Source organism: Nocardia sp. NPDC059180 (assembly GCF_042754945.1).
GTDB lineage: Bacteria > Actinomycetota > Actinomycetes > Mycobacteriales > Mycobacteriaceae > Nocardia.
The window spans coordinates 409,774-422,214 of the sequence record NZ_JBHZBU010000003.1 but is presented as its reverse complement, the minus strand read 5'-3'; the positions used below and the strand labels follow the sequence as shown (position 1 = coordinate 422,214).

Sequence of the window (12,441 nt, the reverse complement as noted above, 5' to 3'; positions counted from 1 at the left end):
CTGTGCGCTACCGCTGCTCGGAGAGGAACCGGGGTAGCGGCGCGGAACAGCAGCTCAGCGCTTTTCCTTGATCTTGGCGGCCTTGCCGCGCAGATCGCGCAGGTAGTACAGCTTGGCGCGGCGAACATCGCCACGAGTCACGACATCGATGTGGTCGATGTTGGGGCTGTGCACCGGGAAGGTGCGCTCCACGCCGACACCGAACGACACCTTGCGGACGGTGAAGGTCTCGCGGATACCGCCGCCCTGGCGCCGGATGACGACGCCCTTGAAGACCTGGATGCGCTCCTTCGAGCCTTCGATGACCTTCACGTGCACATTGAGGGTGTCACCGGGCCGGAAGTCGGGGACATCGCTGCGCAGCGACTTCTCGTCGACGAAGTCAAGGGTGTTCATTTTCATCCTTCTGGAGTTCGCGCGAACAGAGGAACCTGGCGGCACGTGCTCTACCGGTTCATGCTCCGAATAAGGGGTGCGCCGGGGCCGATATCACCCAGGGCAACCTGTGCATTGTGCCAGACGGGCCCGGTGGGTCGGAAATCGGCCGGTTCCCTGGCTTCCGTGAACGGTACCGCCCCCGCTCAGCTCGACGCACCATGGTCGTGCAACCAGAGGGGATGGTGCCGATGCGGGGCCGGTGGCGCGGCGACCACTGTGCGTTGCAGTTCGGCTTCGGCGGCCGAGCGCACGTGGGCGACGTCGGGTTTGCCCGCCACCAGGTCCTGGACGAAGATCTTGGCGCGGATCACCGGGCGACGGTAGCGCCGCTCCCGGACGATCGACCGGTACATCAGCCTGCGGTTGTCGCCGTAGCGCCAGCGGGCCCATGGCGCGCCCGGCCTGCTCAACCGCAGCGCACCGACGACAAGCAGCGGCAGGAAGAACATCCCGAACAGCCCGGTCCAGATTTTGCCCTTGGCGATCACGATGGCGGCCAGGATCAGGTTCACCACCGCGAACACGACGACCAGTACCCGGGCCGGGAGGCTGGGATCCTGGCGGAAATCGTTGATGTCGAGCATCCACAGCGGATGCAGACCGAGCAGGAGCAGTCCGGTCACGGCCACGGCCACGAAGACCGCGTCGACCGAGGTGCGGCCCTGTTCCTCCCAGTACACGTCGCGCAGGTAGTAGATCAGCGCGAACTCGTCGAGCACCAGCGCCGCACCGACGCCGAATCCCGCCGCGAGCAATGCCCCGGTGGCGTCGCTTCCGTCGTCGAAGGTGCTGATCATCCCGATACCACACAGCAGCACCAGGATCACTCCGAACACCATGTGGTGGATGTGGGTGTCACCGGCGCGCACATTGCCCGGCCACCAGCGCACCTTGGCCCGGATCAGCCGGACGCTGACCCGGATCACCAGGAAGCCGAGGATGAAGCCGAGCAGGAAGCACAGCAGCGGGAGCCTGCCCTGCGCGATCACATCGTCGTCGATCCACCGCCGCATGCCTGCCCCCGCTCCCGAGTCCGGTCGCTACTTTCCGAAACCGGCGCGGCGCAGCGCGTCGGCCATCGCCCCGTTCGCCGGTGCGGCATCCCTGCGCGGATTCCGGCCCTGACCCTGGCCTCGGCCCTGCCCCTGGCCCTGACCACGGTTCTGACCCTGGCCCTGGCTTTGACGGTTCTGGCCCTGGTTGCGGCCCTGACCCTGGCCACGCCCCTGTTTCGCCTGCCCTTCAGCACCGCCCCGACCACGCTCACCCGGCCCGCGACCCCGCTCCGGCTTCGCCGCACCCGGCTCGTCGTCCAGCCGCAGCGACAGCCCGATGCGCTGGCGTGCCACGTCGACCTCGAGCACCTTCACCTTGACCACGTCCCCCGATTTCACGACCTCGCGGGGGTCCTTGACGAAGTTGTGCGACATGGCCGAGACGTGCACAAGACCGTCCTGATGCACACCCACGTCGACGAACGCGCCGAAGGCCGCCACATTGGTGACCACGCCCTCGAGCACCATGCCCGGTTCGAGGTCGGCGACCTTCTCCACACCAGCGGCGAATTCGGCGGTCTTGAACTCGGGGCGGGGGTCGCGTCCCGGCTTCTCCAACTCGCTGATGATGTCGGTGACGGTGGGGACACCGAATCGCTCGTCGGTGAACTCGGCGGGGCTCAGCGCCCGCAGGGCACTGGTGTTGCCGATGATCTCGGCGACGCCGCGTCCGGTCGATTCCAAGATGCGCCGCACCACCGGGTACGCCTCCGGATGCACCGCGGAGGTATCGAGCGGGTCGTCGCCGCCGCGGATGCGCAGGAAGCCCGCGCACTGCTCGAACGCCTTGGGCCCCAGTCGCGCCACGTCCAGCAGCGCGGTGCGGCTTTGGAACGGTCCGTGCTGATCGCGGTGCGACACAATGCTTTCGGCCAGCGATCCGGCGATCCCGGATACCCGCGACAGCAGCGGCACCGACGCGGTGTTCACATCGACGCCGACCGCGTTTACCGCGTCCTCGACGACGGCGCCGAGCGAGCGGGCCAGCAGGGTCTCGGAGACGTCGTGCTGGTACTGGCCGACGCCGATGGATTTCGGGTCGATCTTCACCAGTTCGGCCAGCGGATCCTGCAGTCGGCGTGCGATGGACACCGCGCCGCGCAGCGAGACGTCCATATCGGGCAGTTCCTGGGAGGCGTAGGCCGAGGCGGAATACACCGAGGCGCCCGCCTCGGAGACCACGATCTTGGTGGGCTTGTTCTCCGGAATGCGGGAGATGAGCTCGGCGGCAAGGGCATCGGTTTCGCGGGAGGCGGTGCCGTTGCCGATGGCGATCAGTTCCACACCGAATCGCGCGACCAACGCGGCGAGCACCGCGAGGGATTTCTCGGTCTGGCCCTGCGGTTTGTGCGGGTAGATGACCTCGGTGGCGACCACCTTGCCGGTGCCGTCGACAACGGCAACCTTGACGCCGGTGCGGTAGCCCGGGTCCAGACCCATGGTGGTGCGGGTGCCGCCGGGTGCGGCCAGAAGCAGGTCTCGCAGGTTGGCGGCGAAGACGTCGACGGCGTCCTTCTCGGCCGCCTGCCGCAACCGCATCCTGGTGTCGATGCCGAGGCTCACCTGGAGCTTGGTGCGCCAGGCCCAGCGCACGGTGTCCAGCAGCCAGCTGTCGGCCGGACGGCCCTGCTCGGCGATGTCGAAGCGCACCGCGATGCGGCCTTCGTAGATCGTGCGCTCACCCGGCTCCGGTTCTTCGGTGTCGGGCTGCAGGTGCAGGGTCAGCACCTCTTCCTTCTCGCCACGCAGCAGCGCGAGAATGCGATGCGAGGGCAGCTTGCTGAACGGCTCGCTGAATTCGAAGTAGTCGGCGAACTTCGCGCCCGCCTCTTCTTTGCCTGCCCGCACGGTGGAGCTGACCTGGCCACGCTGCCACATGAGTTCACGCAGTTCACCCACCAGATCGGCATCTTCGGCGAACCGTTCGACCAGGATGGCACGGGCGCCGTCGAGCTGTTCGCCGGTGTACTGCGCCGGATCGGTAGCCGGGTCGCCGATCAGCGCGTCGGCAACGGGCTCATGGCCGGCTTCACGGGCGATCTGGGCCTTGGTGCGCCGCTTGGGCTTGTACGGCAGGTAGATGTCTTCGAGGCGGGCCTTGGTTTCGGCCAGCATGATCTGGCGGTGCAGTTCGTCGTCGAGTTTGCCCTGGCCGCGAATGGATTCCACGATCGAGGCCCGGCGCTCGTCGAGTTCGCGCAGGTAGTAGAGCCGTTCCTCGAGGGTGCGGAGCTGGGCGTCGTCCAGGCCGCCGGTGACCTCTTTGCGGTAGCGCGCGATGAACGGGACGGTCGAGCCGGCGTCGAGCATGTCGACGGCGGCACGGACCTGATTCTCCCGCACCGCCAGCTCGTCGGCGATGCGACGGCTGACGGTGCCGGACACCACCGGGGCTGTGCCGGTGGCCGTGGTCTGGTCGGTGCGGGTCGTCTCGGGACTCGAGGTCTCAGGCGCTGTCGTCACGACCCGCACACTACCGTCGCCCGGTGACAGGTGACCGGCGCCCGTGGCCCTCGGGTCGGCCCGCGAAGTCGCAGGCGGCGGCCGGGCGCTACTCCGGCGGCGTCACCGTGGTGATGCAGAACGGGTGGCCCGCCGGATCGAGCAGCACCCGCCAGCGATCGCCCGGCTGCATCGGCGCCACGGTGGCGCCCAATTCGACGGCGCGGTCGACACATTCGTCGAGATCACGGTCGTCGTCGGCAGCCAGATCCAGGTGCACGATCGAGGACCCCGGCCAGATCGGCCGTTGATAGTCGGCGACGCGGTGGGCGATGAGCGCCAGACCCGACGAGATACGCACCCCCACACTGCTCTCCTTGTGCCACAGCGACTTTCCGCCGAGCAGATCCACGTAGAACTGGGCAAGAGTTTCGGGGTCGGCACTGTCGAGGGACAGTCCGACTACTCGCAACGGCGGCACGGCGGTGAGTATAGAGGCGCGAGGAAGCGTGGCCAGACCTCGGGCCACGCGGAGCCGAGAGCGCGAAATCGACGGAGTCTCAGGGGATCAGACCGAGACGGCGAGCGGTGACGACGGCCTCGTGCCGGGAATGGGCGTCGAACTTGTTCATGGCGCTGCGCAGATAACTCTTGACGGTCTCGGATCCGACGCAGAGACGTTGGGCGACCTCATGGTTGGAACAGCCGAGCGCGACCTGGGCCAGCACGTCGAGTTCACGGCGCGACAACCGCGGGGCGTCGGGTGCGGGCGCACCCGACAGCGCCCTGGTCAAGCGGGCACCCACGGCATGCAGCCGGTCCCGCAACTTCGCGTCGGCCGCCGAATGGGCGATGTCGCGCAGCTCGGCGTGAATATCGCGCAGTTCCTCGACCACCACACCGGCGGTGGCCGGAGACGGCGCGGCGACCTCCAACAGTCGTAGGCGCCGGTCCACTTCATCGCGGACGATGATCTCGGTGGCGAGCCTGCGCCCGGCCTGCAGCAGCGCGTCCGCGGTGCGGTCGCCGACGGCGCCGTTGCCGCGGGTGGCCGCGTACAGCACCGCGCGTGGATGGTCGTCTACCACGACCGGTACCGCCACGACCGAACGGATGCCTTCGCCGACGACGGGGCCGTCGTAATGGTGGGTGATCGTCGGTGCGTTGCGGTAGTCGGAGACCAGTCCCGGGCGCCCCGAATCCATGACCTGGCCACCCAGACCCGACGTGCGCAATACCGATAGCCCGCGCAACCCGTTGGTCCGCACGCCGAAGAACTCGGTCAGCAGCAGCGTATCGGTGTGCACCTCGCCGCCGAACAGCAACGGAACCCCGGTCGTGCCCGCCACGTGGCGGATCTCGGCGCGTACGGCGTCGCCGTCGCGCGGACGGAGCAGCGGTGACGGGTTGGTCATGGAGTGTCACCCCTTTTCGGGGGTAGTGCCGAACCAGGTGTGAGCTACATCCTATGGCAACAGCCGGGTGAGCTGGATCACGACCGAGGAGATGCGAGATGGGCATGGACCCGAACGCGCGGGTGCGCGAGCTGCTGGAGTGCTACGACCGCGCCGATGCGAGCGCCGCTGAGCTGCTGTGTGACCGGCATCCGGCCGACGCCATCGCCTTCACCGTCATCGACAGCGATCTGTCGTCCACCGATCTGACCTACGGCGAACTGCGCGCGAAGTCCGAGCGCTTCGCAGCGGCACTGGCGGGGCTCGGCGTCGAACCGGGTGACCGGGTCGCCACACTGATGGCGAAGTCAGAAGACCTGGTGGTTGCGCTGCTCGGTATCTGGCGACGCGGTGCGGTCCATGTGCCGCTGTTCACCGCGTTCGCGCCGCCGGCGATCGCGTTCCGGTTGGCGGCCAGCGGTGCGTCGATCGTGGTCGTCGATCCGGATCAAGCGGGCAAACTGGCGCCCGGCGAGGATATTCCTGCCGATCCGCCGTGGCGCACCATCGTCACCGGCGACGGTCCGGCGACCGATGTGCTGCGGATGAAAGATCTGTTGACGACTGACGCTGTGGTGGAGCCGGTGGCGGTCGGCGGCGACGGTCTTCTGGTCCAGCTGTTCACCAGCGGAACGACCGGAACCCCCAAGGGTGTGCCCATTCCGGTGCGCGCGCTCGCCTCGTTCCACGCTTACCAAGAGTTCGCGCTGGATGTCCGCCCGGACGATGTGTTCTGGAATGCCGCCGACCCCGGCTGGGCGTACGGCCTCTACTACGCGATCCTCGGGCCGCTGGCCAGCGGTGTTCGCAGTCTGCTGCTGCACGCCGGCTTCTCCCCCGCATTGACCTGGCAGGTCATGCAGAAGTTCGGCGTCACCAATTTCGCCGCCGCGCCGACCGTCTATCGCGCCCTTCGGGCCGACACCTCCGCCATGCCCGACGTGGGGTTGCGTCGGGCGTCGTCGGCGGGTGAGCCGCTGACGCCGGAGGTCGTGGCCTGGTCTGCCGATACCCTCGGCGTGGCGGTGCGCGACCACTACGGGCAGACCGAACACGGCATGGTGATCTGCAATGCCTGGCATGACGAGCTGAACACCGAGGCGCCCGCGGGCTCGATGGGCCGGTCGCTGCCCGGCTGGTCCTGTGCCGTGCTCGCCGATGACGCCGACACCGAAGCGCCCACCGGCGAGCTGGGCCGCATCGCCATCGACACCGAGAGCAGTCCGCTGCTGTGGTTCCTCGGCTATCTCGACGCACCCGAGCGGACCGCACAGCGCTACACCCCGGACGGCCGCTGGTACCTGACCGGCGACGCGGGTTCCCAGGACGCCGACGGGTTCTTCCACTTCTCCGCCCGCGACGACGACGTCATCATCATGGCGGGCTACCGGATCGGCCCGTTCGAGGTGGAGAGTGTGCTGGTGCTGCACGAGGATGTCGCGGAAGCGGCCGTCGTCGGCATGCCCGACGAATTGCGCGGTGAGGTGCTCGAAGCGTTCGTCGTGGTGCGCGAAGGCGTCACCGGCGGCGAGGAACTGGAAGCCGATCTACAGACACTGGTCAAAAGGAAATTCGCCGCGCACGCCTATCCGCGCCGGGTGCATTTCGTGCCGAGCCTGCCCAAGACACCCAGCGGCAAGGTGCAGCGGTTCCTGCTGCGGCAGCAGGGGGTTCGGTGATGAATGTACTGCTGAGCTATACCTCTGGAATCTCGGACACTCCCCTACTCGGCGACACCATCGGTGCCAACCTCGACCGGACCGCCGCCGCGTTCGGCGACCGGGAAGCCCTGGTGGACTACCCCTCCGGGCGTCGCTGGACCTACCGTGAACTCCGTAGTGCCGTCGACTCTCTCGCCACCGGCCTTACCGCGCGTGGCATCGTCGCGGGCGATCGGGTCGGGATCTGGGCACCGAACTGCCCCGAATGGTTCCTCGTCCAGTACGCGACCGCGAAGATCGGCGCGATCCTGGTCAATATCAATCCTGCCTACCGCACCAGCGAATTGGAGTATGTGCTCGGACAGGCGGGCGTGCGAATGCTGGTCTCGGCACCGGAGTTCAAATCCTCGAACTATGTGGCGATGATCGAGCAGGTGCGACCGAATTGCCCGGGCCTGGAACAAGTGCTGGTGCTTGGTACCGCACCGTGGGATGAGCTTGCTCGCACCGCAGCCGATCAGGATCTGCTGGCGGCACGTGCGTCCGAGCTGTCCATGGACGATCCGATCAATATCCAGTACACCTCCGGGACAACGGGGTTCCCGAAGGGCGCCACACTCAGCCACCACAACATTCTCAACAACGGCTATTTCGTCGGGGAACTGTGCGGTTACACCGAGCAGGACCGGATCTGCGTTCCCGTGCCGTTCTATCACTGCTTCGGCATGGTAATGGGCAACTTGGCAGCCACGAGTCACGGTGCGGCGATCGTGATTCCGGCGCCGTCGTTCCAGCCCGCCGCCACCCTCGAGGCCGTGGCGGCCGAACGGTGCACTTCGCTCTACGGCGTCCCCACCATGTTCATCGACATGCTGGCTCAGCTGGAGGAATCCGATGCGGACCTGTCCACACTGCGCACCGGCATCATGGCAGGCTCGCCGTGCCCGGTAGAGGTGATGAAGCGTGTCATCAATCGGATGGGCATGAGCGAGGTGTCCATCTGCTACGGGATGACCGAAACCTCACCCGTCTCCACCCAGACCCGCCGCGACGACAGCATCGATCGCCGCACCGCCACCGTCGGCCGAGTCGGCCCGCACCTCGAGATCAAGATCGTCGATCCCGTGACCGGCCGCACCGTCGGGCGCGGTGAACCCGGCGAACTGTGCACCCGCGGCTATTCGGTGATGCTCGGCTACTGGAACGACGCCGAACGCAGCGCCGAAGCCATCGACTCCGCCCGCTGGATGCACACCGGCGACATCGGCGTCATGGACGAAGCCGGCTATCTCGCCATCACCGGCCGGATCAAAGACATGGTCATCCGCGGCGGCGAGAACATCTACCCCCGCGAAATCGAAGAATTCCTCTACACCCACCCCGACGTCCTCGACGCCCAGGTCATCGGCGTCCCCGACCCGAAATACGGCGAAGAACTCATGGCATGGGTTCGCATGCGCGAAGGCGCCGCGCCCTTGGACGCCGACGCAGTACGCGTGTTCTGTGCCGGGAAGCTGGCGCATTTCAAGGTGCCGCGGTACGTGCATGTCGTGGAGGAATTCCCGATGACGGTGACCGGGAAGGTACGCAAGGCGGAAATGCGGGAGATGGCGCGGACACTGCTCGGGCTCGGCGACTGAGAACTCAGACGTCAGGCCCGCTCCAATACCGCGAATGGAATCGTCACCTCAACCGGTTCGTCGAGTGGCAGTACCGCCGGTGGACAGCGTGGGCATGGTAACGACGACCCGACCAGTCGAGCCGGTACTCCTCGATCTGCCTCGCTGTAGGGCGCACCCCGTTCGGCGAGCAGGATCACCGTGCTCTGGTGTCGGCGTGGTCGCGGACCGGCATCAGCTCGGGGCGTTTGGCTGTGCGGCCGTCACCCGATGACCGTCCGGTCAGTCGGCGGCGTAGCCACGGCCCGAGAAAAGTGGCCACCCAACGCAGTTCGTCTGCCGCGGTGGTAAGTGGGCTTCGGGCGGGCAGTGGTGGTTGCAGGGGTGCGGTCCAGTGGTCGTCGGCGCCGGGAAGCTCGAGGGCGTGGGCGAGGGCATCGGCGATGCGCTGATGCCCGAGTGAGCTTGCGTGGAGCCGGTCCGTACTCCACAGGCGGGGGTCGGTGACGACGGGGTGGCGGGCCGTATCGGCGACGACAACGCCGTGGCGTTCGGCGCTGGCACGAATGCGATCGTTGAGCGCGGTGATGCGGCCGCTGATCGGGCGCGCGAGTGGGGTGATGCGCGCGACGTCGGGGAAGGTCAGCGTAGCCACGGCAGTGCCCTGCGTGGTGAGTGCTGCGAACATCGCGTCCAAGTGCTCGGCCACTTCGTCGGCGTCGAACCCCGGGCGCAGCGCGTCGTTGACACCGGCGACGACGGTCGCCAGGTCGGGCCGCAGGGCCAGTGCGGCGTCGAGCTGTTCGGCGCGCACCTGACCTGCGAGCTTGCCCCGGACAGCGAGGTTGGCGTAGCGCAGGTCGGGGTTGATCGTCACGAGCCGTTCGGCGAGCCGGTCTGCCAGGCCGCGCACTCCGACTTGGTCGTCACCGTCCCCGACGCCCTCGGTCTGGCTGTCGCCGAGCGCGACGTAACGCGAGTAGCCGACCGTGTCGCTCACAGGCCGGGCCTCGCATCGGAGATCGCGGCAGCCACCAGTCCGGCGGTGCCGGCACCGATGACGATCGAGCCGCAGTCGCTCACGCCCCGGTCGCCTCTCGCTCGAGCTGCGCGGTGGCTTCGGCCGTGATGCGCTCGAACTGCTCACCCATCCGCGCGGCAAGGGCCTGGGCAGCCGACAGCGGGCGCACCATGACCATGAGGTCGTCGATCGTGCCGTTCTCGTCGACGTGCAGGAAGTCGCAGCCGGTCAGTCGCTTGCCGTCGACGGTGGCCTCGAACACTAAGGCATGATCGCGACCGTTCACGTCGCCGATCTCGCGGACGTAACGGAAGTCTTCGAACACGCGGATGACCGCACGCAGGATCGCGGCGGTGATCGCCTTGCCCGGATAGGGCTTGAACGCCACCGGACTGGTGAACACCACATCATCGGCCAGCAATGCCTCGATAGCGGCGTCATCACGCGCCTCGACAGCTGCTCGGAAAGGATGCATCGCCCACCTCTCATGGTCAATTAATTGCCTATGCAAAGGTGAACGCTAGACCTGTCGGCCGATAATGTCCACCGGAGCTCATACACATATTTGATTACTCACTCCGGCTGGTAGCGTGGGCCGAACAGCATCTATGCCACGCGGCGTCGACCGCCTGTTCGAGGTTGGAGCGGCTGGCCCCTACAGCACGCCGCTCCGCGGAATCTCCTTATAGCGGAAGAACATTCGCTGGGCGGAAAGGCGACCGGCCGCGCCCTCGGCACGTGGGTGCGGACGTCGAAATCTGGACCGCGCCACTTCGCGCTGGAAAGTGATAGGTCAGCGGACCACCGGGCGGAGTGCGGGTGCGCGACTATTCAGTCGGTGTCGGGCAGCAGATCCGGGCGCCGCGCACGGGTCCGCATCAACGACTGCTCGCGCCGCCACGCCGCAACCTTGGCGTGATCACCGGACAGCAGAATCGGCGGCACGTCGAGGCCGCGCCAGCTCACCGGACGGGTGTAGCTGGGGCCTTCGAGTAGTCCATCCGAGAACGAATCCTCTTGATGGGACTGCTGATTGCCGAGAACGCCGGGGATCAAGCGCACCATCGCCTCGGTCATGACCAGTACCGCCGCCTCGCCGCCGATCAGCACGTAATCGCCGATGCTGACCTCTTCGACGCGGACTCGGCGGCCGGCATCGTCGAAGACGCGCTGATCGATGCCTTCGTAACGGCCGCACGCGAAGACCAGGTGTTCCTCGGTGGCCCAGCGCTCGGCAGTGGCCTGGGTGAACGGAACCCCGGCGGGAGTGGGGACGACGAGTACGGCGTCATCCGGGCAGACTTCGTCGAGAGCGTCACCCCAGACGGTGGGTTTCATCACCATGCCCGGTCCGCCGCCATAGGGGGAATCGTCGACGGATTTGTGCACGTCGTGGGTCCAGCGCCGGAGGTCGTGGACGTCGACGGAGATAAGGCCCTTATCGATGGCCTTACCGAGCAGGGCCGTGCGCAGCGGCTCCAGATACTCGGGAAAGATGGTGACCACGTCGATCTTCATGACGCCGACCGTCTCATTCGGGATCCAGCAGGCCCTCGGGCGGATCGATAACGACCAGCCCGTCGGTCATCGACACCGTGGGCACGATGGCCATGACGAACGGGATCAGGATCTCGCGACCGTCGTCAGCAGCGCGCACCGACAACAATTCGCCTGCGGCGGAATGCAAAACCTCGGTGACGGTACCGATCGCGGTGCCGTCGGCGAGTTCGACGCGCAGACCCTCGAGCTCGTGGTCGTAGTACTCGTCGGGATCCTGCGACGGTCCGAGATCCTCGCTGTTCACCAGGAACAGCGTGCCGCGCAGCTCGTCGGCGGCGGTGCGGTCGGAGACGCCGGTCAAGTGCACGAGGAGCCGGCCCGAGTGTTCCCGGGCCGACTCCACGGTGAAGTCACGGACTTCCTTCGACCGAGCCAACCGCCCACGCAAGGTGGAACCGGGCGCGAAACGCGCCTCCGGCTCGTCGGTGCGTACTTCGACGACCAGTTCACCGCGCACGCCGTGCGACTTGGCGACACGACCTACGACGAGTTCCATTACGCGTCGGTGTCCACCACGTCGACCCGGATGCCCCGGCCGCCGATACCGGCGACGAGGGTGCGCAGTGCGGTCGCGGTACGTCCACCGCGGCCGATCACCTTGCCCAGATCCTCGGGATGGACGTGCACCTCGACCGTCCGTCCGCGGCGGCCGGTGATCAGCTCGACGCGGACGTCATCGGGGTTGGCGACGATGCCGCGAACCAGATGTTCGACGGCATCGGCGACGACAGTGCTCATTACTCGGCAGCCTCAGCCGACTCGGCGCCCTCGGCGGCCTCGTCCTTCTTGGCGGCCTTCTTCTTGGGGGTGACGGCCTCGGCGACCGGCGCGTTGTCGGCGGCGGCGAGTGCGGCGTTGAACAGGTCGAGCTTGGAGGTCTTGGCTTCCTTGACCTTCAGGGTGCCTTCGGTGCCCGGCAGGCCCTTGAACTTCTGCCAGTCGCCGGTGATCTCCAGCAGACGCTGCACGGGCTCGGTCGGCTGCGCGCCGACGCCGAGCCAGTACTGCACGCGCTCGGAATCGATCTCGATCAGCGAGGGCTCTTCCTTCGGGTGGTACTTGCCGATGGACTCGATGGCCCGGCCGTCACGACGGGTGCGCGCGTCGGCGACGACCACGCGGTACTGCGGGTTACGGATCTTGCCCAAGCGGGTGAGCTTGATGCGAACAGCCATTGCTGATCTACCTTTC

At 67.2% G+C, this 12,441-nt stretch carries 13 protein-coding genes; 2 read left to right on the top strand and 11 right to left on the bottom strand.

Going from position 1 to position 12,441, the window contains the following annotated elements; translation table 11 throughout:
- Positions 1-54: 54 nt before the first annotated feature.
- From rplS to ACFXNW_RS12330, 5 genes are all read right to left on the bottom strand, one after another.
- Positions 55-396, bottom strand: a complete 342-nt coding sequence (gene rplS / locus ACFXNW_RS12350; RefSeq protein WP_011210681.1) for a 50S ribosomal protein L19 — start codon at positions 394-396, stop codon at positions 55-57.
- A gap of 185 nt (positions 397-581) precedes the next feature.
- Positions 582-1,451 carry a hypothetical protein gene (locus ACFXNW_RS12345; RefSeq protein WP_379417719.1) on the bottom strand — a complete coding sequence of 290 codons (870 nt, stop codon included), beginning with the start codon at positions 1,449-1,451 and terminating at the stop codon, positions 582-584.
- Positions 1,452-1,478: 27 nt separating this feature from the next.
- Positions 1,479-3,881 (bottom strand): Tex family protein, encoded by a 2,403-nt coding sequence (locus tag ACFXNW_RS12340; protein ID WP_379418124.1) that lies wholly within the window; start codon positions 3,879-3,881, stop codon positions 1,479-1,481.
- Between the two features lie 163 nt (positions 3,882-4,044).
- The gene (locus tag ACFXNW_RS12335) at positions 4,045-4,416 is read right to left on the bottom strand and encodes a VOC family protein (RefSeq protein WP_379417718.1); all 372 of its coding nucleotides are present in this window, start codon (positions 4,414-4,416) and stop codon (positions 4,045-4,047) included.
- A gap of 79 nt (positions 4,417-4,495) precedes the next feature.
- Positions 4,496-5,350, bottom strand: coding sequence for a response regulator transcription factor (locus ACFXNW_RS12330; RefSeq protein ID WP_379417717.1), 855 nt, complete (start codon positions 5,348-5,350; stop codon positions 4,496-4,498).
- 98 nt (positions 5,351-5,448) lie between these two features.
- Here ACFXNW_RS12330 and ACFXNW_RS12325 point away from each other — a divergent pair, with 98 nt between their 5' ends.
- On the top strand, positions 5,449-7,068 hold the full coding sequence (locus ACFXNW_RS12325) for an AMP-binding protein (protein ID WP_379417716.1): 1,620 nt from the start codon (positions 5,449-5,451) through the stop codon (positions 7,066-7,068).
- Positions 7,068-8,690, top strand: a complete 1,623-nt coding sequence (locus tag ACFXNW_RS12320) for an AMP-binding protein (RefSeq protein ID WP_379417715.1) — start codon at positions 7,068-7,070, stop codon at positions 8,688-8,690. The genes ACFXNW_RS12325 and ACFXNW_RS12320 overlap by 1 nt, the downstream gene beginning before the upstream one ends.
- Positions 8,691-8,865: 175 nt before the next feature.
- Here the strand turns inward: ACFXNW_RS12320 and ACFXNW_RS12315 are convergent, their stop codons facing one another.
- From ACFXNW_RS12315 to rpsP, 6 genes are all read right to left on the bottom strand, one after another.
- Positions 8,866-9,669 carry an SGNH/GDSL hydrolase family protein gene (locus ACFXNW_RS12315; RefSeq protein ID WP_379417714.1) on the bottom strand — a complete coding sequence of 268 codons (804 nt, stop codon included), beginning with the start codon at positions 9,667-9,669 and terminating at the stop codon, positions 8,866-8,868.
- A 79-nt stretch (positions 9,670-9,748) separates the two neighbouring features.
- Positions 9,749-10,165, bottom strand: a complete 417-nt coding sequence (locus ACFXNW_RS12310; protein WP_379417713.1) for a nuclear transport factor 2 family protein — start codon at positions 10,163-10,165, stop codon at positions 9,749-9,751.
- A 356-nt stretch (positions 10,166-10,521) separates the two neighbouring features.
- Positions 10,522-11,208 carry a tRNA (guanosine(37)-N1)-methyltransferase TrmD gene (trmD, locus tag ACFXNW_RS12305; protein WP_379417712.1) on the bottom strand — a complete coding sequence of 229 codons (687 nt, stop codon included), beginning with the start codon at positions 11,206-11,208 and terminating at the stop codon, positions 10,522-10,524.
- 13 nt (positions 11,209-11,221) lie between these two features.
- Positions 11,222-11,746 (bottom strand): ribosome maturation factor RimM, encoded by a 525-nt coding sequence (gene rimM, locus ACFXNW_RS12300; RefSeq protein ID WP_379417711.1) that lies wholly within the window; start codon positions 11,744-11,746, stop codon positions 11,222-11,224.
- Positions 11,746-11,988: an RNA-binding protein gene (locus ACFXNW_RS12295; RefSeq protein WP_379417710.1), complete on the bottom strand. Its 243-nt coding sequence runs from the start codon at positions 11,986-11,988 to the stop codon at positions 11,746-11,748. The genes rimM and ACFXNW_RS12295 overlap by 1 nt, the downstream gene beginning before the upstream one ends.
- Positions 11,988-12,425, bottom strand: a complete 438-nt coding sequence (rpsP, locus tag ACFXNW_RS12290; protein ID WP_379417709.1) for a 30S ribosomal protein S16 — start codon at positions 12,423-12,425, stop codon at positions 11,988-11,990. The genes ACFXNW_RS12295 and rpsP overlap by 1 nt, the downstream gene beginning before the upstream one ends.
- Between the last annotated feature and the right edge of the window lie 16 nt (positions 12,426-12,441).